The 22031-nt window shown below is 60.3% G+C and carries 21 protein-coding genes; 13 read left to right on the top strand and 8 right to left on the bottom strand.

Features of this window, described 5'->3' with window-relative positions; all coding sequences use genetic code 11:
• Positions 1-105 precede the first annotated feature (105 nt).
• Both PAF20_RS11620 and PAF20_RS11615 read right to left on the bottom strand, forming a co-directional pair.
• Positions 106-1992 carry a propionyl-CoA synthetase gene (locus tag PAF20_RS11620; protein WP_271070798.1) on the bottom strand — a complete coding sequence of 629 codons (1887 nt, stop codon included), beginning with the start codon at positions 1990-1992 and terminating at the stop codon, positions 106-108.
• A gap of 72 nt (positions 1993-2064) precedes the next feature.
• Positions 2065-4344, bottom strand: a complete 2280-nt coding sequence (locus tag PAF20_RS11615; protein WP_271070797.1) for an NADP-dependent malic enzyme — start codon at positions 4342-4344, stop codon at positions 2065-2067.
• Between the two features lie 234 nt (positions 4345-4578).
• Between PAF20_RS11615 and PAF20_RS11610 the strand changes: the two genes are divergently transcribed.
• The 6 genes from PAF20_RS11610 to PAF20_RS11585 all read left to right on the top strand — a co-directional run bounded on the left by PAF20_RS11610 (position 4579) and on the right by PAF20_RS11585 (position 10327).
• On the top strand, positions 4579-4971 hold the full coding sequence (locus tag PAF20_RS11610; protein ID WP_353620589.1) for a cytidine deaminase: 393 nt from the start codon (positions 4579-4581) through the stop codon (positions 4969-4971).
• Between the two features lie 2 nt (positions 4972-4973).
• Complete coding sequence (locus tag PAF20_RS11605) at positions 4974-6332, top strand: thymidine phosphorylase (RefSeq protein WP_271070796.1); 1359 nt, start codon at positions 4974-4976, stop codon at positions 6330-6332.
• Positions 6329-7507: a phosphopentomutase gene (locus tag PAF20_RS11600; RefSeq protein WP_271070795.1), complete on the top strand. Its 1179-nt coding sequence runs from the start codon at positions 6329-6331 to the stop codon at positions 7505-7507. The genes PAF20_RS11605 and PAF20_RS11600 overlap by 4 nt, the downstream gene beginning before the upstream one ends.
• Positions 7508-7536: 29 nt before the next feature.
• A complete protein-coding gene (locus PAF20_RS11595; RefSeq protein ID WP_271070794.1) occupies positions 7537-8517 on the top strand; it encodes an adenosine deaminase in 981 nt (326 codons plus the stop codon).
• Between the two features lie 16 nt (positions 8518-8533).
• Positions 8534-9166 carry a uracil phosphoribosyltransferase gene (upp, locus tag PAF20_RS11590; RefSeq protein WP_271070793.1) on the top strand — a complete coding sequence of 211 codons (633 nt, stop codon included), beginning with the start codon at positions 8534-8536 and terminating at the stop codon, positions 9164-9166.
• Positions 9167-9280: 114 nt separating this feature from the next.
• On the top strand, positions 9281-10327 hold the full coding sequence (locus tag PAF20_RS11585) for an SPOR domain-containing protein (RefSeq protein ID WP_271070792.1): 1047 nt from the start codon (positions 9281-9283) through the stop codon (positions 10325-10327).
• Between the two features lie 49 nt (positions 10328-10376).
• Here the strand turns inward: PAF20_RS11585 and PAF20_RS11580 are convergent, their stop codons facing one another.
• From PAF20_RS11580 to PAF20_RS11570, 3 genes are read right to left on the bottom strand one after another with little or no spacing between them, the layout of a single operon-like run.
• A complete protein-coding gene (locus PAF20_RS11580) occupies positions 10377-11420 on the bottom strand; it encodes a hypothetical protein (RefSeq protein WP_271070791.1) in 1044 nt (347 codons plus the stop codon).
• Positions 11421-11471: 51 nt separating this feature from the next.
• Positions 11472-12377 (bottom strand): RNA polymerase sigma factor RpoH, encoded by a 906-nt coding sequence (gene rpoH / locus PAF20_RS11575; protein WP_271070790.1) that lies wholly within the window; start codon positions 12375-12377, stop codon positions 11472-11474.
• Between the two features lie 19 nt (positions 12378-12396).
• On the bottom strand, positions 12397-13440 hold the full coding sequence (locus PAF20_RS11570; RefSeq protein ID WP_271070789.1) for an RluA family pseudouridine synthase: 1044 nt from the start codon (positions 13438-13440) through the stop codon (positions 12397-12399).
• Here PAF20_RS11570 and PAF20_RS11565 point away from each other — a divergent pair.
• Positions 13439-13768 (top strand): DUF6476 family protein, encoded by a 330-nt coding sequence (locus tag PAF20_RS11565; RefSeq protein ID WP_271070788.1) that lies wholly within the window; start codon positions 13439-13441, stop codon positions 13766-13768. The two genes, PAF20_RS11570 and PAF20_RS11565, sit on opposite strands and share 2 nt — an antisense overlap.
• On the opposite strand, the gene PAF20_RS11560 is transcribed toward PAF20_RS11565, so the two are convergent.
• Positions 13759-14010 carry an accessory factor UbiK family protein gene (locus PAF20_RS11560; protein WP_271070787.1) on the bottom strand — a complete coding sequence of 84 codons (252 nt, stop codon included), beginning with the start codon at positions 14008-14010 and terminating at the stop codon, positions 13759-13761. The genes PAF20_RS11565 and PAF20_RS11560 overlap by 10 nt on opposite strands.
• Positions 14011-14119: 109 nt before the next feature.
• Here PAF20_RS11560 and lgt point away from each other — a divergent pair, with 109 nt between their 5' ends.
• Genes lgt through pgeF form a run of 3 tightly spaced genes read left to right on the top strand, consistent with a single transcriptional unit; the run spans position 14120 to position 16807 of the window.
• A complete protein-coding gene (gene lgt / locus PAF20_RS11555; protein ID WP_271070786.1) occupies positions 14120-14983 on the top strand; it encodes a prolipoprotein diacylglyceryl transferase in 864 nt (287 codons plus the stop codon).
• The gene (locus tag PAF20_RS11550; RefSeq protein WP_271070785.1) at positions 14980-16053 is read left to right on the top strand and encodes a class I SAM-dependent methyltransferase; all 1074 of its coding nucleotides are present in this window, start codon (positions 14980-14982) and stop codon (positions 16051-16053) included. The genes lgt and PAF20_RS11550 overlap by 4 nt, the downstream gene beginning before the upstream one ends.
• A complete protein-coding gene (pgeF, locus tag PAF20_RS11545; protein ID WP_271073316.1) occupies positions 16043-16807 on the top strand; it encodes a peptidoglycan editing factor PgeF in 765 nt (254 codons plus the stop codon). Before PAF20_RS11550 ends, pgeF begins: the two co-directional genes overlap by 11 nt.
• A 44-nt stretch (positions 16808-16851) precedes the next feature.
• On the opposite strand, the gene PAF20_RS11540 is transcribed toward pgeF, so the two are convergent.
• The gene (locus PAF20_RS11540) at positions 16852-17349 is read right to left on the bottom strand and encodes an Lrp/AsnC family transcriptional regulator (RefSeq protein ID WP_271070784.1); all 498 of its coding nucleotides are present in this window, start codon (positions 17347-17349) and stop codon (positions 16852-16854) included.
• 172 nt (positions 17350-17521) lie between these two features.
• Here PAF20_RS11540 and trxB point away from each other — a divergent pair, with 172 nt between their 5' ends.
• Together trxB and PAF20_RS11530 are read left to right on the top strand one after the other, a co-directional pair.
• A complete protein-coding gene (trxB, locus tag PAF20_RS11535; protein ID WP_271070783.1) occupies positions 17522-18511 on the top strand; it encodes a thioredoxin-disulfide reductase in 990 nt (329 codons plus the stop codon).
• Between the two features lie 4 nt (positions 18512-18515).
• Positions 18516-19019: a hypothetical protein gene (locus PAF20_RS11530; RefSeq protein WP_271070782.1), complete on the top strand. Its 504-nt coding sequence runs from the start codon at positions 18516-18518 to the stop codon at positions 19017-19019.
• On the opposite strand, the gene PAF20_RS11525 is transcribed toward PAF20_RS11530, so the two are convergent.
• Positions 19016-19921 carry a LysR substrate-binding domain-containing protein gene (locus PAF20_RS11525; RefSeq protein WP_271070781.1) on the bottom strand — a complete coding sequence of 302 codons (906 nt, stop codon included), beginning with the start codon at positions 19919-19921 and terminating at the stop codon, positions 19016-19018. The two genes, PAF20_RS11530 and PAF20_RS11525, sit on opposite strands and share 4 nt — an antisense overlap.
• Before the next feature lie 374 nt (positions 19922-20295).
• On the opposite strand from PAF20_RS11525, the gene PAF20_RS11520 reads away from it, so the two are divergent.
• Positions 20296-22002: a bifunctional sulfate adenylyltransferase/adenylylsulfate kinase gene (locus PAF20_RS11520; protein ID WP_271070780.1), complete on the top strand. Its 1707-nt coding sequence runs from the start codon at positions 20296-20298 to the stop codon at positions 22000-22002.
• Positions 22003-22031: the final 29 nt, after the last annotated feature.

The raw sequence follows: 22031 nt of genomic DNA, 5'->3' as shown, positions 1-22031 counted from the left end.
CTCCATCTAACGCCGTCAGGATAATCGCGGGCTTTCGGCAGGGTTGACGGGACAGGCACATCCCGTCCGTATCGCACGGGCGGGATGCTTCATTTTTTGAACAGATCAGCCGCGCGCCTGGCTGTTGAGGGCTTTGGTGATTTCATCCAGCACGGCCGGGTCTTCGATGGTGGCAGGGGTCTTGAACTCCTCGCCATCCGCAATCTTTGACATCGTTGCCCGAAGGATCTTGCCGGAACGCGTTTTGGGCAGGCGGTTGACGATCACAGCCCGTTTGAACGCGGCGACCGGGCCGATTTCATCACGTACCATCCTGATAACGTCCTGCACAATTTGTTCGTGCGGCGTCTGGCTGCCCTTCTTCAGGCAGAGGAACCCCATCGGGGCCTGCCCCTTCAGCGGGTCATTCACACCGATCACCGCGCATTCCGCAACATCGCTGTGCTGCGCCAGAACCTCTTCCATCGCGCCGGTCGACAGCCTGTGACCTGCCACATTGATGACGTCATCGGTCCGCGCCATGATGTAGAGATAACCATCCTCATCCAGATAGCCCGCATCGCCAGTTTCGTAATAGCCGGGAAAGTGCGACAGGTATGACTTGCGGTATCTGTCCTCGGCATTCCAAAGGCCGGATAGCGTGCCCGGGGGCAATGGCAGCTTGATCGCAATGGCGCCGAGCGTTCCTGGTGGCACCGGATTGCCGCCCTCATCCAGGACCCGAACGTCATAGCCCGGCATTGGCACGGTCGGGCTGCCCAGCTTTATCGGCATCTCCTCGATCCCCAGCGGATTTGCGGCGATGGCCCAGCCAGTTTCCGTCTGCCACCAATGGTCGATCACCGGGACGCCCAGATGTTCCTGCGCCCATCTGATGGTTTCCGGATCAGCACGCTCTCCCGCCAGGAACAGCGCCTGCAAGTCGTGCAGCTTGTAGCGGCGGATATATTCACCATCCGGGTCCTCTCGCCGGATTGCGCGGATGGCTGTCGGGGCGGTGAAGAAGCTTTTGATCCGATTGTTCTGGATCGTGCGCCAGAACACGCCGGCATGAGGTGTGCCGATGGGCTTGCCCTCGAACACCACGGTCTGCGCCCCGGCGATCAGCGGACCATAGCAGATATAGCTGTGGCCAACGACCCAGCCGACATCGGATGCCGCCCAGAAACGGTCGCCGGGTCCGATATTGTAGATATTCGTCATCGACCATTGCAGCGCCACCAGATGACCGGCGGTGGGGCGAACGACCCCTTTTGGCTGACCCGTGGTGCCAGAGGTATACAGGATATAGACCGGGTGGTTGCCTTCGACGGGGACACAATCCACGGGCTCCACGCCATATTGGAAGCCATGCCAGTTGACATCCCGGCCCTCCGTCAGCTTCGCGACCTCTTCCTCTCGCTGGAAGATGACGCAGAAGTCGGGTTTGTGCCTAGCCTGATCTATGGCCTGATCCAGCAGCGGCTTGTAATGGACGACGCGCCCCGGCTCCAGCCCGGCGGATGCGGCGATGATGGCCTTGGGCTGAGCATCGTCGATGCGCACGGCGAGTTCGTTCGCCGCAAAGCCGCCAAACACCACCGAATGGATGGCCCCCAGGCGAGCGCAAGCCAGCATCGCCTCGACAGCCTGCGGTATCATCGGCATGTAGATGATGACCCGGTCGCCTTTTTCGATACCGCGCGCGCGCAGTGCACCGGCCAATGTCGCGACGCGCCGTTGCAGTTCTGCGAAAGTAATGCCTTTGGTGGCATGTGTGATCGGACTGTCATGATAGATCGCGATGTCATCGCCGCGCCCTGCCTCGACATGGCGGTCCACGCAGTTCCAGCATGTGTTGACCAGTCCGTCCGAAAACCAGTCGTAGATCGGGGCGTTATCGTCGAACAGGGCCCTGGATGGTGGCCGGACCCAATCGATTGCTTCCGCGGCCCTCATCCAGAAAGCTTCCGGATCGGCTTTCCAACCGTCGTAGATATCCTGATATGCCATGCCTCATCCTCCCCCAACGCGAACGATATGCGGGGGACGGCGCGGCGGCAACCGCGTCAATTGGCTGAGCGATCAGCGGTAATGTGCAACCGGCGTTCCGGCGACAGCCGACATGTTCAGCAAACCGCGTGCCGTGATGGACGGCGTGACGATATGGGCGCGGTTGCCCATCCCCATCAGGATCGGCCCGACCTCAAGCCCGTTGGCCTTGTGCTTGAGGATGTTGCGCACGCCAGAGGCCGTATCGGTGCCCGCGAAAATCAGCACATTCGCAGCACCTTCCAGCCGCGATGCCGGGAAGATGCGCGAACGGATATCCGGGTCGAGCGCGGAGTCGATGTGCATCTCTCCATCGAAGTTGAAATCGACCTCATTGTTTTGCAAGATACGCATCGCCTCGCGCATTCGCTTGCCGGAATCGGTATCAAGGTTGCCGAATTGCGAATGGCTGCACAGTGCAACATGCGGGATCAGCCCGAAACGGCGAACGTGCCTTGCAGCGCCAATGGTCGAAAGGGCGATCTGTTCCGGGGTCGGATGGTTGTTCACCTGCGTATCCGCGATGAACAGCGGCCCGTCCTCAAGGATCATCATCGACAGCGCGCCATGCGGTGTCAGACCGTCCCGGCCAAGCACCTGCTCGATATAGTTGAGGTGCCAGCTATATTGGCCAAACGTGCCGCACAGCAGGCTGTCGGCTTCAGAGCGGTGGACCATAACGGCCCCGATGGCCGTCGTGTTTGTGCGCATGATCGCGCGGGCAAGGTCGGGGGTGACACCGCGCCGGGCCATAAGTTCGTGATAGGTTTCCCAATATTCGCGGTAACGTGAATCGCTTTCAGGGTTCACGATTTCAAAGTCTTTTTCCGGACGGATTGGCAGTCCTGCGCGTTCGGCGCGGGACGCAATCACATCCGGTCGACCGATCAGGATAGGGACATCGGTCGTCTCCTCAAGCATCGCATTTGCGGCGCGCAGCACACGCTCATCCTCGCCCTCGGCAAAGACGATACGGCGGCTGGCTGTGGCCGCCGCCTCGAACACGGGGCGCATGATAAGTGCGGACCGGAAGACGGATCCATCCAGCTTGCGTTTGTAGGCGTTGATATCCTCCAGCGGTCGCGTCGCCACACCGGATTCCATCGCCGCCTTGGCGACGGCGGAAGAGACGACACCGATCAGGCGCGGATCGAACGGCTTCGGGATCAGGTAATCCGGGCCGAAGGTCAGCGTTTCGCCGCGATAGGCCGCTGCTGCTTCGGCGGCGGTCGTCGCGCGGGCGAGTGCGGCAATGCCTTCGATACAGGCGATCTGCATTTCATCGTTGATCTGTGTCGCCCCGACATCCAGGGCGCCGCGAAATATGAACGGGAAGCAAAGGACGTTGTTCACCTGGTTCGGGAAGTCGCTGCGACCGGTGGCGATAACCGCATCGGGCGCAATCGCTTTTACCTCATCGGGCATGATCTCTGGCGTCGGGTTGGCGAGCGCAAAGACCACCGGGCGGGGGGCCATCCGTCCGACCATGTCTTGCTTGAGAACGCCGGGGCCAGACAGGCCAAGGAACATGTCCGCACCGTCGATGACCTGATCCAGTGTGCGCAAATCGCTGTTTTGCGCATAGGCTGCCTTTTGGGGGTTCATATCGTCTGTCCGGCCCTCATAGACCAGCCCGTGAATGTCGCAGAGCCAGACATTCTCGCGCTTGACGCCGAGCTTGAGCAGCATGTTCAGGCAGGCAATGCCAGCGGCACCACCGCCGGTGGAGACGATCTTGATATCCTCGAACTTTTTGCCGACGACGCGCAGGGCGTTGGCCGCGGCGGCGCCTACGACGATTGCGGTGCCGTGCTGGTCATCATGAAAGACCGGGATATTCATACGTTCCCGGCAAAGCTTTTCGACGATGAAGCACTCCGGGGCTTTGATATCCTCCAGATTGATAGCGCCAAAGCTTGGCTCAAGGCTTTGCACGATGGCGGCCAGCTTTTCGGGATCGGCTTCGGCAATTTCCAGATCGAAGCAGTCGATATTGGCGAATTTCTTGAACAGGACGGCCTTGCCCTCCATCACCGGCTTGGACGCAAGTGGGCCGATATTGCCCAGCCCAAGCACGGCAGTCCCGTTGGAGACCACAGCGACAAGGTTGCCGCGCGACGTATATCGCGCCGCATCCGCCGGATTTTCCTTGATCTCCATGCAGGCCTCGGCCACGCCGGGGCTGTAGGCGCGGGCAAGGTCGCGGCCATTGGCAAGGGGCTTCGTTGCGCGAATCTCAAGCTTACCGGGGCGCGGAAACTCGTGATATTCCAGTGCGGATGCACGAGCCTTATCTTGGCGCTGCTCTTCCATAGTTGCCCCCTTTCATGCGGCGTCCCTGGCCGAGCGGGCCGGGTGCTGTCAATGTCGTGCTACGGTTGGGTGAAACCGTGCCTGCTTCATGGTTCAGCGTTAAACTAGTTTGGCGGATCATCACAAGCCGTCGCGCCCGTTCCCGCCTCAGTAAGTCTTTGCGAGGATATATCGACATCTTGCATCCGGCACCTGCAGCGCGCAGAATCCGCCGATGACAACCGGAGGCCGCCTATGTCCCTTCTAGACGCCGCACGCGAGGTGCGCGAAGCAGCTTATGCGCCCTATTCCACGTTCAAGGTCGGAGCAGCGGTGCGCGGCGCATCCGGCACGATCTATCGGGGGTGCAATGTCGAAAACGTCGCTTATCCCGAAGGCACTTGCGCAGAAGCTGGCGCCATCGCTGCGATGGTTGCAGCTGGTGAGACCCAACTGACGGAAGTCGCGGTGATTGCTGGCAGTCCCGAACCCGTTCCGCCCTGCGGCGGGTGTCGGCAGAAGCTGGCAGAGTTCGGCCGCAGCGATACGCCTGTTCTGCTGGCGACAACCTCTGGTGCGACGTTTTCAACGACGATTGGCGAGTTGCTGCCGGGGCGCTTTGACGCGGGCCATATGGGGGGCAGCTGAGCATGAACGAAGCGGGCGGCCCGTCGAAGGTCACGGACCTTCGACCGATCATCGCGCGCCTTCGTGACGAGGGTGAACTGGATGATCGCGGTGCACGGCTGATTGCGGCTGGGTTGTCGGATGGCTCGCTTTCGGATGCGCAGGCCGGGGCATTTGCGATGGCGGTGCTGCTGCGCGGCCTATCGGCTGAGGGACGCACGGCCCTGACCCGCGCGATGCGGGATTCCGGCGATCTGATGACATGGGACCTGCCCGGTCCTGTCGTCGACAAGCACTCAACCGGCGGCGTTGGCGATGTCGTGTCGCTGGTTGTGGCACCCTTGCTTGCGGCTTGCGGGGCTTATGTTCCCATGATCTCTGGCCGGGGGCTGGGCCATACCGGCGGAACGCTGGATAAGCTGGAGGCAATTCCGGGCTTTGACTGCGATCTGACGGAGGAGGCGTTCCGCAAAGCCGTCGGCGAGGTCGGTTGCGCCATTGTTGCCGCTTCTGCCGATCTCGCACCCGCGGATCGGCGTTTGTATGCCATCCGGGATGAAGCAGGGGCCGTTGAGTCCATTGACCTGATCACCGCGTCGATCCTGTCCAAAAAGCTAGCAGTCGGCCCCGATGCGTTGGTGCTGGACGTGAAGACCGGGTCCGGCGCATTCATGGGTACGCCAGAGCAGGCCGAGGCACTGGCCGTTTCGCTGGTTGAAACTGCCGAGGCTGCAGGTTGCCGCACATCCGCGCTGATCACGGATATGGATCAGCCGCTTGCCCGTGCAGCCGGCAACGCTCTGGAAGTTGCGGAAGCGATCAGATGTTTGCGGGGCGAGGCATCAGCGCTGCGTGAACTTTCCCTTGCCCTTTCGGCGGAAGCATTGCGGCTGACGGGGCAGGATGACGCCTACTCTCTGGCCGCGGACGCGCTGCAATCCGGCCGCGCGGCAGAGGTGCTTGCCCGCATGGTCGTGGCGCAGGGCGGGCCGTCTGATTTACTGGATAATCCTGCCGCGCATCTGGAAACCGCGCCGATCACCCGACCCGTCCCCGCGCCACCGGGCTTTGTCGAGGCGATCGACACAACAGCACTTGGGCAGGCAGTCGTCGCGCTCGGCGGGGGACGGGTGCGTGCTGGCCAGAAGATCGACCACCGCGTCGGGCTTAGCGAATTGCGGCGTCGCTGTGAGGCAACCGGGGGCCAGCTGGCGCTTGTCCATGCCGCGACAGAGGCTGATGCCGACATTGCGATAGCGGCAGTGCAGAAATCTTATCACCTTGCCGATAAGGCACCTGCGCCACAGAAGCTGATCCGTGCCCGCGCTGTCGCTGAACAATCTGATACTGAGGAGCAGCGGGATCGCTGGAATCCGAAATGAGCCGTGCTTTTCTTGTTGTAATGGATTCCGTCGGAATTGGCGGTGCGCCCGATGCTTCAGAGTTTTTCAATGACAACCGGCCCGATACCGGATCGAACACCGTGCTGCATATCGCGCAACAACGCGGCCTGCATGTTCCCAATCTGGACGGGTTAGGATTGGGTGCTGCCGTCCGGCTTGCGAGCGGCCAGGATGCCCCCGGCCTTGGCACGCAACCGCAGGGGCTGTGGGGTGCGGCGACAGAGATTTCGCCGGGAAAGGACACGCCGTCCGGCCACTGGGAAATCGCTGGGGTTCCAGTGCCTTGGGACTGGCACTATTTTCCTGACGCCCAGCCTGCCTTTCCGGCAGACGTCACGGCCCGCGCCTGCGAACTGGCGGGAACCGATGGCATATTGGGCAACAAGCACGCCTCCGGCACGCTCATCCTGGAGGAACTCGGCGACGAACATCTGCGCACCGGCTGGCCCATCTGCTATACCTCTGCCGACAGTGTCTTCCAGATCGCCGCGCATGAACAGGCATTTGGGCTGGATCGCCTGCTGACACTTTGTGAAGACCTTGCGCCAATGCTGCACAAGATGCGTGTGGGCCGCGTGATCGCCCGCCCATTTGTCGGATCACCCGGAAACTTCACGCGCACCGCGAACCGTCGTGACTACGCGGTGCCGCCGCCTGCCGATACAATCCTGGATATCGCTGAAAATGCCGGCCGCGTGACCCATGCAATCGGTAAAATCGGCGATATCTTCAGCCATCGCGGGATCACAATGCTGCACAAGGGCAAATCCGACGCGGATCTCGCGGATCACCTGCTACGTCTTTTGGATGAAGCAGAGGATGGAAGCCTGACCTTCGCCAATTTCGTCGAATTTGACAGCCTTTACGGTCATCGCCGCGACGTAGACGGCTATGGCAACCATCTGGAATGGTTCGACGGTATTGTTGGCCAGGCGATGGATCGGCTGAAACCAGACGATCTGATCATCTTCACAGCCGATCACGGGAATGATCCGTCATGGACTGGCACTGACCATACCCGAGAGCGTGTGCCGGTTCTGGGGGCGGGGAAAGGGCTGCGCGAGATTGGCCAGGTCGGTTTCTCGGATATCGGCGCAAGTGTCGCCGCGCATCTTGGATTGGACGCGCCGGCTCATGGTGCCAGTTTTCTTTGAACCGAGATCAACGCTTAGGACAGTCTCTGATGAAAGACATCAAGAAAATTGAACTGCATCTTCACCTTGAAGGCGCCGCGCCACCGTCCTTTATCCGTAGCCTTGCCGCAGAGAAACAGGCCGATCTGCCTGCGATTTTTGATGAGCGTGGCGACTACAAATACATTGATTTCGACGATTTCCTGCGGGTCTACGAAGCTGCGACTTCGGTCATTACGACCCCGCAGGATTACGCGCGCCTCCTTAGAGAGGTCCTGCAAAACTGCGCTGAACAGGGTGCAATCTACGTCGAGTTGTTCGTATCCCCCGAATTTTGCGGCGGCGGCGATCTTGCCGCCTGGCGTGATTATCTTGCGGCGATGGAAGAAACCGCCGCTGCAATGGCGGCACAGGGCGTGGACAGCCGCGCAATTGTCACGCCAATCCGCCATTTCGGACCCGAACGGGCACGCAGATCGGCCATATGTGCCGCAGAAACCGGCAGCGCCGATGGCACAGGCTGGGTCACCGCACTCGGCATGGGCGGGGCGGAAGCCGTGGGACGCGCACAGGATTATGCGTGGAGCTTTGATTGCGCACGCGAAGCCGGGCTGGGTCTGACTTGCCATGCCGGAGAGTGGGGTGGCCCGCAATCCATTCGCGACGCGCTGAGCCTCGGGGTCAGCCGGATCGGCCACGGTGTCCGGGCGACTGAAGACCCGCAATTGGTGCGCGATCTTGCAGAGCAGGGGATTGTTCTGGAAGTTTGTCCGGGATCGAATATCGCACTTGGCATCTACCCCGACTGGTCCGCACACCCCATTGCGCGACTGGCCGATGCCGGGGTCAAAGTGACCGTTTCGACCGATGATCCGCCCTTCTTCCATACGACCCTCAGCCACGAATATGATCGCCTTGCCGATGCTTTCGGTTGGGGTGACGCGGAATTCGAAGCCATGAATCGCAATGCCGCCGAAGCAGCTTTCTGCGATGTAAAAACCCGCGACAGGCTGTTATCCGCCTTTGCATGACCAACCGGAGCACGCCATGACCCCTCATCTGACCGTCGTCGAACACCCGCTTGTTCAGCACAAACTGACGCTGATGCGCGACAAATCCACGTCTACCGCGGGTTTTCGTCAGCTGTTGAGAGAGATCAGCCTGCTTCTTGCATATGAAATCACGCGCGAACTGCCGGTGACGACCCAGCGGATCGACACACCGTTGCAACCGATGGATGCCCCCGTGTTGGAGGGCAAAAAGCTGGCGCTTGTCTCTATTTTGCGGGCAGGAAATGGCTTGCTCGATGGGATATTGGAACTGATTCCGTCCGCAAGGGTGGGCTTTGTTGGCCTCTATCGTGATCCCGACACCTTGCAGCCGGTTCAGTATTACTCGAAGCTGCCCAACGGCTTGGAAGAGCGGATGACGATTGTCGTCGACCCGATGCTGGCGACCGGGAACTCTTCCGCGGCGGCCATTGATCTTATCAAACAGGCTGGTGCGTCAAATATCCGGTTCCTGTGCCTTCTGGCCGCGCCGGAAGGTGTCGCGCGGATGAAGGAAGCCCATCCTGATGTGCCAGTCGTCACGGCCGCACTGGACGAAAGGCTGAATGATCACGGCTATATCGTGCCGGGTCTGGGCGATGCCGGTGACAGGATGTTCGGCACGAAGTAGGCCGTTTACGGACCGTCAATCCCTTGGCGCTAGAACCGGCATATGGATCGATTCGGCGGGCATATGCGGCGGCATCTTTGGTTATTGATCGTGTGGCAGGCCGTTGCGTTGCCGTTGGCAGCACAAACGTTGCAGCCGGCGGAGCCCGCGCCTGACGGGTTTATCGGCAACCAGTATATCGACAGTGCCGGCTGTGTATTCCTGCGCAACGACAGGGGTTGGACAGCCCTGATAGATGACGATCAGACACAGGTCTGCGGATTCCCGCCAAGCCGTGCAGTGTGGGGAGGCCAGGACAGTATCAGCCTGCCAATTGTACGGCAGGGTGGCGGTTCGATAGAGCGCGAGCTGACGCTGAAAACACTGACTGACGAAGACGTCAGGCTGACGCAGGCCGTTCGGACCGAAATGAAGGACAATGCCCGCCCCGCAAGTCAGCAACACGAGCGACGTCAGCAGAACGTCGAAGAAATGTCCACCGGCGAAATAACGCGCGGATTAACGCTTCGCAGACGGATTGCGGGGCATAGAGCAGGCGATTGGTCGCGCGATGATCGGTTGTGCGATCTGCTTGGGCTGAAGCCAGCCAGTGGTGACGGTGGACCGGCATTGGAAGACCCCACCGGTGGGCTTTGCAGCGGGATAGCGCGCCCGAAAAGCGCCACACGCGGCAAATCGGCAAAGAGTGATGGCCGTAACGTCGCCTCGGCGGAAGTTGCCGACGAAGCGGTCGGGCAGGCGGAAAAAGCCGCGCCCAAGACGGCAATCGGTGCCGCCGGGTCGAGTGGCGATCAAGCTGCCCCCCGGCAGGCCGCAGACAAAGAACGCGCCAAAGTGAAAGCGGCCAAGCAATCTTCAACGAAGGTCGATCAGGCATCAAGCAAGAATGATCGCACAGACAAGACGGTCGATGAACAGAACTCGGCCACAAACGTCCCGCAAGACGCGAAATATGTCCAGATCGGACGGTTCGATATAGAAGGCGCCAAGATCGCGGTTCTTGCGCTGCACCGCTTGGGCTACCCGGTCGTAAGGGAGAAGGTGGTCGGCGTGGACGGTAAGAGATATGTCATGGCTGGCCCGTTTAAGGACGCGCGGAAACTGTCGGCCGCGTTGGAGTCGCTACGCAAACTGGGTTACCGATCAGCCATCGCACGCTGAATATGGCGGTTGAACGAAGGGTCGCCCGCCCTATTCAGGAAAACATTGATCAGTCTCGGTCGATGCAGATCTGCTGCAATGTAACCCAGTCACGCTCGTCAAGTATCTCCGGATAGGGTTGTGATCGGAACGGATCGGCTTCGACCAGCGGAACCGCCCGTGCAGCCGCCTCACCCAGCGTTTCGGCATAGGGTGTCGAGGGGATGCGGGCATTTGCGAATCCAGCCAGCAAAGTCTGATCATCCGGTGCGGGCGGCGGCGAGGCCAGAAGGTCGCCTCCGAACCCCTGCAAGCTTTCTGCCGGTAAAGACCCGCGGGTCAGAAGCCCCAGCACATCCAGAAAGCCTTGCCTCTGCATGACAAGGTGCATCGGTTCCACCTGCCGCGCTGCCAATGCAGCGGTGAGCAGGTGACCCGCTGCAGCCTCTGGCCCATCTTCCCCGGTGATCAATGCGCTGTCGATCACCGTCAGATTGCCTGGCAACACGATCGCGCCGCCGGGCCCGTCGGGCAGTACGACGATGCGCGTGCCATCAGGCATTGGGACCCGCTGCGCGAGTGTCGTCAGAACCTGCTCGCCTGCGGGCTCACGGCAGGGTTGGCCGGTCGAGCGGACCATATCCGCGAGGATCGCCTGCCCGATCCTTTCGCGCTCCGCCTGTGGTGTAATCTTCGCCGCGTGATCACGCAGTGCCGGAACGACCCAAATCAGTGCCGCGACGACCATTATGACGAACGCCAGCAATGTCAGCCGGTTGCGTAACCGCCCCGGATGCGGGCGTCTTGCGGCAATCGCGGCCTGCACCCGCGAGATCGCCTCGATCATCAGAGGCTCTTCAATCTCCAATGTCTCGCGCCGCTCATCATCAGCGCCCGCAGCAGGCGTGTAGATAGCGGGCGTCAACGAAGGGTTCGTCCGCTCGACAGCGGGCAGTGACCAATGGGTCAGCGGCTCATCCGATTTCGGATCGCTGAGGATCAGCGTCGCCTCGCCAATTGACACGATCACCTCGCGCAATTGCTCATCGGGCGACGAGCGCCAGCTTCCCGGCGCTTCCAGCCGTTGGAATTGCTTCAGCGCCGTCGATCTCATGTCAGCCCGCCAGATAACCCTTTGACAGGATGTGCGTCCGACGGCTTCGCGTCAACTGGCGTCCTCGATCGTCATGCCCTTGTCACGGGCAAGGTTCCGCATGCGCTCTTGCAGCTTTTCGAAAGCGCGCACCTCGATTTGCCGGATGCGTTCACGCGACACGCCATAACGTTCGGAAAGCTCCTCCAGCGTCATCGGATTGTCGCGCAGGCGACGCTCCATCAGGATGTCTTTCTCGCGGTCATTCAGCACATCCATCGACTGCATGAGCATATCGCGACGCTGATTCAGTTCGTCCGCCTCGGCATAGGCTTCGGCCTGATTAGCGTCTTCATCTTCCAGCCAATCCTGCCACTGGGCGGTAGATTCGCCGTCACCGGAACCGACGGTTGCGTTCAACGACGCATCAGAACCGGCCATGCGGCGGTTCATGTCGATCACTTCCTGTTCGGTCACATTCAGATCATTGGCGATCTGAGCGACATTTTCAGGACGCAAATCACCTTCTTCCATCGCGCCGATGCGGTTCTTGGCCTTGCGCAGGTTGAAGAACAGCTTCTTCTGGCCAGAGGTCGTGCCCATCTTCACCAGAGACCATGATCGCAGGATATATTCCTGGATCGAGGCGCGGATCCACCACATCGCATAGGTCGCCAAACGAAAGCCCTTTTCGGGATCGAAGCGTTTGACAGCCTGCATCAGGCCGACATTGGCCTCGGAAATAACCTCTGCCTGAGGCAGGCCATAGCCGCGATAGCCCATGGCGATCTTCGCGGCGAGGCGCAGGTGCGATGTCACCATCTTATGAGCGGCCTCGCTGTCCTCATGGTCGACCCATGCCTTGGCCAGCATATATTCCTCTTCCGGCTCCAGAAGCGGAAACTTCCGGATTTCCTGAAGATAGCGGTTAAGGCCCTGTTCGGGACTTGGGGCGGGAAGATTCGTATAATTGGCCATGTCCTGTCCTCTCGCCAGATCAACGCGATTGTGAACCACCAGTTCCGCGCAGGCTGGTCAGCAAATCCTGCATATCGGCAGGAAGGGGTGAAGTGAATTCCAACTGTTCGCCGGTAACGGGGTGCCGGAAACCCAAACGTGCGGCATGAAGGGCCTGTCGGGGGAAAGCTTGCACGGCGACCGCCGCCGCTCCAAGCGATTTCGCGGATGCCTTTCTGGAACCACCGTAGACAGGATCGCCGATCAGCCCAAGCCCCGCATGGGCCATGTGCACGCGAATTTGATGGGTCCTGCCGGTTTCCAACCGGCATTCGACAAGCATGGCCGCGGGTGGGCTACCGAAACTCTCCAGCATACGCACCCGCGTCACGGCGTGCCGGCCACGCTCTCCCTCAAAGTAAACCGCCTGCTTTTGACGATCCGTGGGGTGGCGGTCCAGCCGAGAGCTGACTTTCAGCACGCTGCCCGGTTCAAAACTGACACCGCGCGTGCCACGCAGACGCGCGTCAGCCGCATCCATGTGGCCGTGCGCCAATGCAAGATAGGCCCGATCAGCACTATGGGCCTCAAACTGGGCGGCGAGGGCATGGTGTGCGAGGTCCGATTTCGCAGCAACCAGCAGGCCAGAGGTTTCCTTGTCGATCCGATGCACGATGCCCGGACGCATTTCTCCGCCGATCCCCGAGAGGCTGCCGGCGCAATGGTGCAAAAGCGCGTTCACCAGCGTCCCGTTCGGGCTGCCTGGCGCAGGGTGAACGACCATTCCGGCGGGTTTGTCTATGACGATCAGTGCATCATCTTCGAAAACCACGTTAAGCGGTATGTCCTGCGGCAGCGTTTCGACTGGCTCAGGTTCCGGCAGAGAAATCCGGTAGGTCTCGCCGGCGGCGACCTTGTGCTTGGGTTGGCCGACTACACCATCGACCCCGCTGACCGCTCCATCGCCGATCAGCTTCGCGATGCGCGACCGCGACAGGGCGGCTTCTGCTGGCACAAGTTCGGCAAGCGCTTTATCAAGGCGCTCGGTCATACCGTCGGGAATTGTCAGGATCAGTTCAGCCATGCAAAGCGATTCGGATCAGCAAAACAGGCAGGACGAGGCGATGTCAGCGGAATTCATCCCCCATCTGCGGTTTTTGAAAACACTTGTCGCCGCTTTGGCTGTCGCGATGGTACTGGGCCTTGCGGCCATCGTGGTGATCCTCTGGGTAAGGCTTGGAACGGCAGAGCTGCCGCAATTGCCTGATGACGTCACGCTTCCGGATGGTGCCACCGCGAAAGCGGTGACATTTGCCTCAGACCGGCTGATCGTGCTCACGGAAAGCGATCAGGTGCTGGTCTATGACGGGAAAGGCGCACTCCTGCAGTCGGTTATGCTGACTCAGCCCTGATTTTGCGCGTTTTCGAGCGCGTCGATCCGCGCCTTCAACTCGGCATTCTCGGTCCGGGCTTTGATGGCCATGTCGCGCACAGCGTCGAACTCCTCGCGCGTGACCAGGTCACGTTCGGCCAGCCAGCGGTCGATCCAGGAATTGAAGGCATTGCCAGCTTCGTCTTTCGCGCCCTGGGCAACCCCCATCGCGTTTGTCATCATCCGTGACATGTCGTCGAAGAATTTGTTTTGCGTAGACATTACATACTCCAGCACAGGCTTTTGTCGTATATGGGGCAGTGGGCCGCCGGGTTCAATGTTGACACCGGTCGTTCTGCGACTAGCGTGCCGCCGAGCTTGAAGGACTGACATGATCCCTTTTCCCGATATTTCGCCCGACATCTTCCGGATTCCCATCGGAGAGCAGGGGCTTCCGATCCGCTGGTATGCCGTTGCCTATCTTGCTGGTCTCGTTCTGGGTGCATTGGCTGTCTGGCGGCTGATGAAATCCGACCGGATCTGGGGCGACGGCGCGCCGATGCCCGCCGCGAAGGTCGAGGATCTACTGACATGGATCGTAGCCGGCGTGATCATCGGCGGGCGTCTTGGCTTTGTGCTGTTTTATCAGCCTGCCTATTACATGCAGAACCCGCTGGAAATCTTTATGGTCTGGCGCGGTGGCATGTCGTTCCACGGTGGCTTTGCGGGTGTCGTTTTAGCGGCATGGTGGTGGGCGCGACGCAATGACGTGCAACCCTTGAGGCTGGCCGATGCGTTGGCGGTTGTCGCGCCCATCGGGTTGTTCTTCGGCCGGATCGCCAACTTCATAAATGCGGAACTGTGGGGAAGGCCGACGGATGCGCCCTGGGGTGTGATTTTCCCCGGCGAAGCGGCGCAGAACTGTCCGGGGGTCGAGGGGCTTTGTGCGCGGCATCCCAGCCAGTTGTATGAAGCCGGGCTGGAGGGGCTTCTGCTGGGGCTTGTGCTTCTTACACTTGTGCTGGCCGGTGGTTTGCGACGGCCGGGACTGGCACTTGGCACCTTCCTGAGCGGCTATGCCTTGGCGCGGATATTCGTGGAGTTTTTCCGCGTCGCCGATGCGCAGTTCATCACGCCAGATAACCCGCTGGGTCGAGTGGCACTGGGGATGAGCATGGGCCAGCTTCTGTCGCTGCCGATGCTGGTCATCGGAATAGCCTTCATCATCCGGGCCTTGCGCCTGCCACCAAGATGACGGCGCTGCGCAATCTGATCGTTGATGAGATCAGGCGCTCGGGCCCGATTTCTGTCGCGCGATATATGGAGCTGTGCCTGCTGCATCCCGTGCATGGTTACTACACAACGCGCGACCCGTTTGGAACGGCGGGGGATTTCATTACCGCACCGGAAATAAGCCAGATGTTTGGCGAGTTGCTGGGGCTTTGCCTTGCGCAAGCATGGCTGGATCAGGGCCAGCCAAAGCCCTTCACGCTGGCTGAACTTGGACCGGGGCGGGGAACGCTGATGTCCGATCTCTTGCGCGCGATCCGAATCGTGCCCGGCATGTCGGATGCGGTGCGGCTGCATCTGGTCGAGGCATCACCGCATTTGCGCGAGATGCAGCGGGCAAAGCTTGAAAACGTGGTGCACTTGGGCGATGTGTCCGAGTTGCCCGACGGGCCCTTATACCTGATCGCGAACGAATTCTTTGATGCGCTTCCGATCCAGCAGTTTCAGCGCGGTCCGAACGGTTGGGCCGAGCGGCTGGTGGGGCTGGATGGTGCCGGGCTTGCCTTCGGCCTTGGTCCGCCAATGAGTATCGACCTGCCCGGAAATGAGGGCGACGTGATAGAGCGTTGTCCGGCGGCGGCGGCGATTGTCAATGAAATCGCTTCGCGCATCGCCCGCGATGGCGGGGTGGCATTGATCATAGATTATGGCGGCTGGAATGGGCGCGGAGATACCTTTCAGGTGGTCGAAGCTCACCAGACCGTTAATCCCTTTGATAATCCCGGTGGCGCCGATCTGACCGCGCATGTTGATTTCGCGCCGCTTGCGGCGGCAGCGGATGCTGCGGGATGCTCGTTTGGTTATACGACGCAGGGACATCTGCTTAACGCGCTTGGCATCGGGGCGCGCGCTGCAAAACTGGCCGCAGCGGGTGATCGTGGGGCAGGGAGTGCGGCACGGCGCTTGACCGACTCGGACGAAATGGGTGAGTTGTTTAAGGTGCTTGCAATCTGGCCAACCGATGCCCCCGCGCCGGCCGGTTTCACCGCAAGACGGGCCCAGACAAAGACGGAGAGCAATGAAACTGACGCTTGAGATACTAACTCATGACCTTTTGGATGGTGTCCGGCACGGGTTCTTTACGCGCAAGGGCGGGGCGAGTTCTGGGCTGTATGCGGGGCTGAATTGCGGGCGCGGATCGAAAGATCAGAACGATGTGGTGGCAACGAATCGGGCGCGTGTTGCGGAGGTTATGGGTGTTTCGCCGGAACGTCTGGCGGGTGTTCATCAGGTTCACTCTGCCAATGTTGTGACGGTGAGCGCGCCAGAGGAAGCCGAAAAAACGAATGAAATTCAGGCCGATGGGCTTGTTGCCGCGACGCCAGGCGTTGCGCTTTCGGTGCTGACTGCGGATTGCCAGCCTGTCCTTTTTGCCGATGTCGATGCCGGGGTTATCGGGGCTGCTCATGCCGGTTGGCGCGGGGCGCTTGGCGGTGTGTTAGAGGCGACGGTGGATGCCATGCGCGCGCTTGGCGCGAAGGACATTCGCGCCGTTATAGGGCCGACGATTTCACAGGGTGCCTATGAAGTTGGCTGGGATTTCATGGATGAGTTCACGGCGGAAGATGCCGATTATCAAAGGTTTTTCGCCAACGGCCCGAACGGAAAGCCGATGTTTGACTTGCCTGCATTCGGTCTGTCCCGGCTGCGGGCCGCGGGGGTAGAGGCGGAATGGACGCGGCATTGCACCTATTCCGATCCTGAGCGTTTCTTTTCCTATCGGCGCAGCTCGCATCGTAGAGAGGCAGATTACGGACGCCTCATTTCGGCCATCGCTTTGCCGGGCTGATCTCACAATCGTTCGGATGCGTTGACCGGCGCGACTGTGCGACTTCAGGCCTCCCCCGATCCCAGCATTCCGGCAGGAAAGGGGATTCCGGGCAGATCTTTGGCGCAACGGATAACGAGCGACGTCTTGACCGAGGCGACATTGGGCGCAGTCGTCAGGCTTTCGGTCAGAAAATGCTGGAAACTGCGAAGATCGGGGGCGACGCATTTCAGGATGAAGTCGATTTCGCCATTCAGCATGTGGCATTCACGAACAAGGGGCCAGCCGCGCACGGCCTGTTCAAATGCGGCAAGATCACGCTCCGATTGGTTTTGCAAACGAACCATCGCAAAAACCTGTACCTCGAAGCCGAGGCTGCCGGGATCAAGCTCTGCGTGGAAGCCGCGTATATATCCGGCTTCTTCCAACACGCGGACCCGGCGCAGGCACGGCGGGGCCGAAATTCCGACTCGACGCGCAAGTTCGACATTGGTCATGCGACCATCGGCCTGAAGCTCTGCCAGTATCTTGCGGTCAATGTCGTCGAGTTTGCTGCTGGCCATAACTGCCCCCGGAATAGGTGCCCTTAGAGTGGGAATGAAACTATACTCGACGCTGTTCCTACGCAATATTATTTCACATGCGGATGAGGCGCCCTCTGCATGGCTGATGCGCGATTGAACAGGTGCAGGTGGTGCATTAGCTAAAGGACAAGTCACAATACAGGAGTCTGCGATGGCCCAGGAACACAGGAAATTGCTTATCATCGGTTCGGGGCCTGCGGGTTATACGGCTGCGGTCTACGCGGCGCGCGCGATGGTTGAACCGCTGCTGATCCAGGGTATGCAGCCCGGCGGCCAGCTGACCATTACGACAGAGGTCGAGAACTGGCCGGGTCTGGTTGAGGTTCAGGGGCCTGACCTGATGGTCAAGATGGAAGAACATGCCCGCGCCATGGGCGCGGACATAAAATTTGACACCGTGTCGAAGTTGGATCTGTCCGTCCGGCCGTTCCGCGCGGAATGTGATTCAGGTGACGTTGTAACCGCCGATGCGGTTGTGCTTGCGACCGGCGCACAGGCGAAATGGCTGGGCCTGCCCTCGGAAGAGAAGTTTCAGGGCTTCGGCGTTTCGGCGTGCGCCACCTGCGACGGCTTCTTCTATCGCGGCAAGGAAGTGGTCGTCATCGGAGGCGGTAATACGGCCGTGGAAGAGGCGCTGTTCCTGACCAATTTCGCAAGTAAGGTCACCCTGATCCATCGCCGCGATGAACTGCGGGCAGAGAAGATCCTGCAACGACGTCTGCTTAAGAATCCGAAGATTGAACCGCTTTGGGATCACGAGGTGGTCGAGGTTCTGGGCGAACAGGACCCGCTGGGTGTGACGGGGGTGAAAATCCGCAACGTCAAAACGGGCGCGGAATCGACGCTGGATACCTCTGGCGTTTTTGTCGCGATCGGCCATTCCCCCGCGTCAGAGTTGGTCAACGATCAGCTTGAGTTGTTGGAAGGCGGTTATGTGAAGGTAGAGCCGGGGACGACGCGGACCTCTATTCCGGGCGTTTTTGCGGCGGGCGATCTGACGGACCATGTCTACCGTCAGGCTGTGACGAGCGCGGGGATGGGCTGCATGGCCGCACTGGACGCGGAGCGCTTCCTTGCCGAGCATGACGAGGCAGGTGAGCCCGCGCCCGACGCCGCACAGATTGAAGAGGTCCCGGCCTGAGCCGATGGGAAGCCGCGTCACTGTCAATGACAAGATGCAGAGCGGTTACAGCTATGAACTGACCGCGCCGGCGGGTAAGGGGTTCGACGAAGGCTTCTCGCCCGACCTTTCCCCGGCAGAGATGTTGAGACTTGGCGTCTTCGGCGGCTGCTATATGACCGATTGTCGTGATGAGTTTCCCGCGGAATGGTTCAGTGACGCGAAACTGTCGCCGGGGAAATCCGACAAAAGCCTGAACTGTTTCGGCGAGGATGCCAGCCAGCCATTGTCCGAATGGCGGCGCAAGGGCTGGCTGCATCAGGACGATCCGCGCGGCTGGTTTCAGTGGTATTGCCGCTACTGGATGGGTCGCCGTCATGATGATGACGAACGTCAGATCGGGCGGTGGCGCGCGATGCGCCGCCATGTCGGGCAGTTGACGAAAGCGTGCGATCCGGGGGATGTCTTTTGCCGCCCGCGCCAGCGGCAGGCCCTGCTGCACTGGGCCTATGACAGCCGCAAGCTTTAGGGTCGCGCCGCGTCAGCGTGAGTGACCGACAGAAGTTCGTCCTGCAACCATTTGTGAAACTTCGCTATGGCCGGTTTACGTCGCCCCTCTGTTGCGGAAACGAACCAGTAGGCGTCGCCTGACAGTGCCCTTCCGGGAACGGGGGCGACAAGCCTGCCATCTGCAATGGCATCTGCGGCAAGTGTTTCCCATGCCATGAACACACCTTGGCCAGAGATTGCCGCGTCCAGACACAGCCCGCCATCGGCGTATTCCGGGCCCGCAGCAATTTTTTGAAAGCTCATCTCATGCAAAGCCAACCACTCTCGCCAGCCTGCAAAATGGTCGTTCTCGCGGATGAGGGGAAGTTCAAGAAGATCGGCCGGCGTCTTGATGTCGCGGGCGAGTGCGGGCGCGCAGACAGGTAATACACGCTGATCAAGAAGCTTTTGGGTTCGCACGCCAGGCCAGTCGCCGCCACCGACCCGCAAGCCGATGTCGATGCCGTCGACACCCGGTGTGATCATGGTCACGACGGGCTCGATCCTGACGCGAATACCCGGATGCTGGCTGTGAAAGCGCGGAAGCCGCCAGATGAGCCAGCGGCTGGCAAAGAGCGGCGCGGCAGAAATATTGAGAACATCTTCCTGTATCGGATCGGCAAGGCTGACGGCTGCCGAAAGTTCAGTCATGCCGCGCAGTAAGCGGGCAATGACAAGTGCGCCGGTGTCTGTCGGGCGCAGGCCATGTGACGTTCTGTCAAAGACAGGCTGACCCAATTGTGCCTCTGTCCGGGAGATCCGCTGGCTAAGCGCACCTGCGGTCACGCCAAGTTCTGCTGCGGCGGCACCCAGACTGCCCAGGCGCGCCACAGCCTCAATGGCGCGAAGCCCGGAGAGAGATATTCTGTTCAGGTTCTGCATTTAGATTATCTAAAATCATGTCGAATACTTCTCAACACTATAGGCAGAATTATTCCCTTATATTAATAAAATGAAAAATCTCATTCGCCGATTGAAGCACCGTCTCTCAAGGTTTCTGACCCCGCCGCCATCGCAGGGTGATCTGCTGGATCATCCCGACATACGTCGCATGTCACGGCATGAGCTGGATGACCTTCCGCTGCCACGTCGATGCGACGGAGGATAGGATTGTCATGCATCGGCCGAAATGCCGCCATGCGGCGGGATACCGCAAAATCGGGAAGCCTGCGGTTGATTGTCCCGGCCGGTGGGGCTATCCGCGGGCATCGCCTGTCGCTGTGACTGTGCATTATCCGTATTGACCGAGCCTTGAGATGACCGAGAACCACATTCCGATCCCTGAACTTTTCGTTTCACCAGAAGCCGCTGCAAGCCTGAAAGACGCGGCCGGTGATATGCCAAGCTGGGACCTTTCCCCGCGCCAGATATGCGATCTGGAGCTCTTGATGAATGGTGGCTTCAGTCCGCTGAAAGGCTTCCTGACTGAGGACGACTATAACGGTGTCGTGGAAAACATGCGCCTGGCCGATGGCAGCCTCTGGCCGATGCCCATCACGCTGGATGTTTCGGACAAGTTCGCCGAGGGGGTGGAGCCGGGCAACGATATCGCGCTTCGCGATCAGGAAGGTGTAATTCTGGCAGTGATGTCTGTCACGGATAAATATGTGCCGAACAAATCGCGCGAGGCCGAAAAGGTCTTTGGTGCAGACGATCTGGCCCATCCGGCGGTGAACTATCTGCACAATCAGGCGGGCAACGTCTATTTGGGCGGCCCGGTCAAAGGCTTGCAGTCGCCGACCCATTACGATTTCCGCGGTCGTCGAAACACGCCGAACGAATTGCGCGCGATGTTCAAAAAGCTGGGCTGGCGCAAGGTCGTGGTTTTCCAGACCCGCAACCCGCTGCACCGCGCCCATCAGGAACTGACCTTCCGCGCCGCGCGTGAGGTACAGGCCAACCTGATGATCCACCCTGTCGTTGGCATGACCAAGCCGGGCGATGTGGACCACTTTACCCGCGTCCGCTGCTATGAAGCTGTGCTGGACAAGTATCCGCAAGCAACCACCACGCTGTCGCTCTTGAACCTTGCCATGCGCATGGCAGGCCCGCGCGAGGCGGTGTGGCACGGGCTGATCCGCCGCAACCACGGTGCGACTCATTTCATTGTTGGCCGCGACCATGCCGGCCCCGGCAAGAACTCTGCCGGTGAGGATTTCTACGGCCCCTATGACGCGCAGGAACTGTTCCGCACGCATGAGGATGAAATCGGCGTCAAAATGGTCGACTTCAAACACATGGTCTATGTGCAGGAGCGTGCGCAATACGAGCCTGCGGATGAGATCGAAGAAGGCGTGACCGTCCTGAACATCTCTGGCACGGAACTGCGCCGCCGTCTGCGTGAAGGTCTGGATATCCCGGAATGGTTCAGCTTCCCCGAGGTGGTGCAGGAACTGCGCCGGAACTCGCCGCCACGTGCGCAGCAGGGCTTCACCGTTTTCTTCACCGGCCTTTCGGGTTCGGGCAAGTCGACGGTTGCGAACGCGCTGATGGTCAAACTGATGGAAATGGGTGGTCGTCCAGTCACGCTGCTTGATGGCGATGTGGTGCGTAAGCATCTGTCGTCGGAACTGGGCTTCAGCAAAGAGCATCGCGACATAAATATCCAGCGGATCGGCTATGTCGCATCGGAAATCACCAAGAATGGCGGCATCGCCATCTGTGCGCCGATCGCGCCCTATACCTCGACCCGCCGCAGAGTGCGCGAGATGATCGAGCAATATGGTGCCTTCTGCGAAGTCCACGTCTCGACCCCGCTGGAAGAGTGTGAGCGTCGCGACCGCAAGGGGCTCTACAAGCTGGCGCGTGAGGGCAAGATCAAGGAGTTCACCGGTATTTCGGACCCCTATGAAGAGCCGAAGACGCCCGAACTGCGCGTCGACACCAGCGATATTGATGTTGACAACGCGGCGCATCAGGTGCTGCTGACGCTGGAGAATATGGGGCTGATCGGCCTGCGCTGAGCGTAGCATTGAACCAGATGACGCGCCGG

The organism is Paracoccus albus (assembly GCF_027913035.1).
GTDB classification, from domain to species: domain Bacteria; phylum Pseudomonadota; class Alphaproteobacteria; order Rhodobacterales; family Rhodobacteraceae; genus Paracoccus; species Paracoccus albus.
Note: the sequence above shows the minus strand (reverse complement) of the source record. Positions and strands in the feature narration are given on the sequence as shown.

Excerpts from the sequence above, each read along its gene's own strand:
- PAF20_RS11620 (WP_271070798.1), bottom strand. The coding sequence starts at position 1,992 with ATGGCATATCAGGATATCTACGACGGTTGGAAAGCCGATCCGGAAGCT.
- PAF20_RS11615 (WP_271070797.1), bottom strand. The coding sequence starts at position 4,344 with ATGGAAGAGCAGCGCCAAGATAAGGCTCGTGCATCCGCACTGGAATAT.
- PAF20_RS11610 (WP_353620589.1), top strand. The coding sequence starts at position 4,579 with ATGTCCCTTCTAGACGCCGCACGCGAGGTGCGCGAAGCAGCTTATGCG.
- PAF20_RS11605 (WP_271070796.1), top strand. The coding sequence starts at position 4,974 with ATGAACGAAGCGGGCGGCCCGTCGAAGGTCACGGACCTTCGACCGATC.
- PAF20_RS11600 (WP_271070795.1), top strand. The coding sequence starts at position 6,329 with ATGAGCCGTGCTTTTCTTGTTGTAATGGATTCCGTCGGAATTGGCGGT.
- PAF20_RS11595 (WP_271070794.1), top strand. The coding sequence starts at position 7,537 with ATGAAAGACATCAAGAAAATTGAACTGCATCTTCACCTTGAAGGCGCC.
- upp (WP_271070793.1), top strand. The coding sequence starts at position 8,534 with ATGACCCCTCATCTGACCGTCGTCGAACACCCGCTTGTTCAGCACAAA.
- PAF20_RS11580 (WP_271070791.1), bottom strand. The coding sequence starts at position 11,420 with ATGAGATCGACGGCGCTGAAGCAATTCCAACGGCTGGAAGCGCCGGGA.
- rpoH (WP_271070790.1), bottom strand. The coding sequence starts at position 12,377 with ATGGCCAATTATACGAATCTTCCCGCCCCAAGTCCCGAACAGGGCCTT.
- PAF20_RS11565 (WP_271070788.1), top strand. The coding sequence starts at position 13,439 with ATGCAAAGCGATTCGGATCAGCAAAACAGGCAGGACGAGGCGATGTCA.
- PAF20_RS11570 (WP_271070789.1), bottom strand. The coding sequence starts at position 13,440 with ATGGCTGAACTGATCCTGACAATTCCCGACGGTATGACCGAGCGCCTT.
- PAF20_RS11560 (WP_271070787.1), bottom strand. The coding sequence starts at position 14,010 with ATGTCTACGCAAAACAAATTCTTCGACGACATGTCACGGATGATGACA.
- lgt (WP_271070786.1), top strand. The coding sequence starts at position 14,120 with ATGATCCCTTTTCCCGATATTTCGCCCGACATCTTCCGGATTCCCATC.
- PAF20_RS11550 (WP_271070785.1), top strand. The coding sequence starts at position 14,980 with ATGACGGCGCTGCGCAATCTGATCGTTGATGAGATCAGGCGCTCGGGC.
- PAF20_RS11540 (WP_271070784.1), bottom strand. The coding sequence starts at position 17,349 with ATGGCCAGCAGCAAACTCGACGACATTGACCGCAAGATACTGGCAGAG.
- trxB (WP_271070783.1), top strand. The coding sequence starts at position 17,522 with ATGGCCCAGGAACACAGGAAATTGCTTATCATCGGTTCGGGGCCTGCG.
- PAF20_RS11530 (WP_271070782.1), top strand. The coding sequence starts at position 18,516 with ATGGGAAGCCGCGTCACTGTCAATGACAAGATGCAGAGCGGTTACAGC.
- PAF20_RS11525 (WP_271070781.1), bottom strand. The coding sequence starts at position 19,921 with ATGCAGAACCTGAACAGAATATCTCTCTCCGGGCTTCGCGCCATTGAG.
- PAF20_RS11520 (WP_271070780.1), top strand. The coding sequence starts at position 20,296 with ATGACCGAGAACCACATTCCGATCCCTGAACTTTTCGTTTCACCAGAA.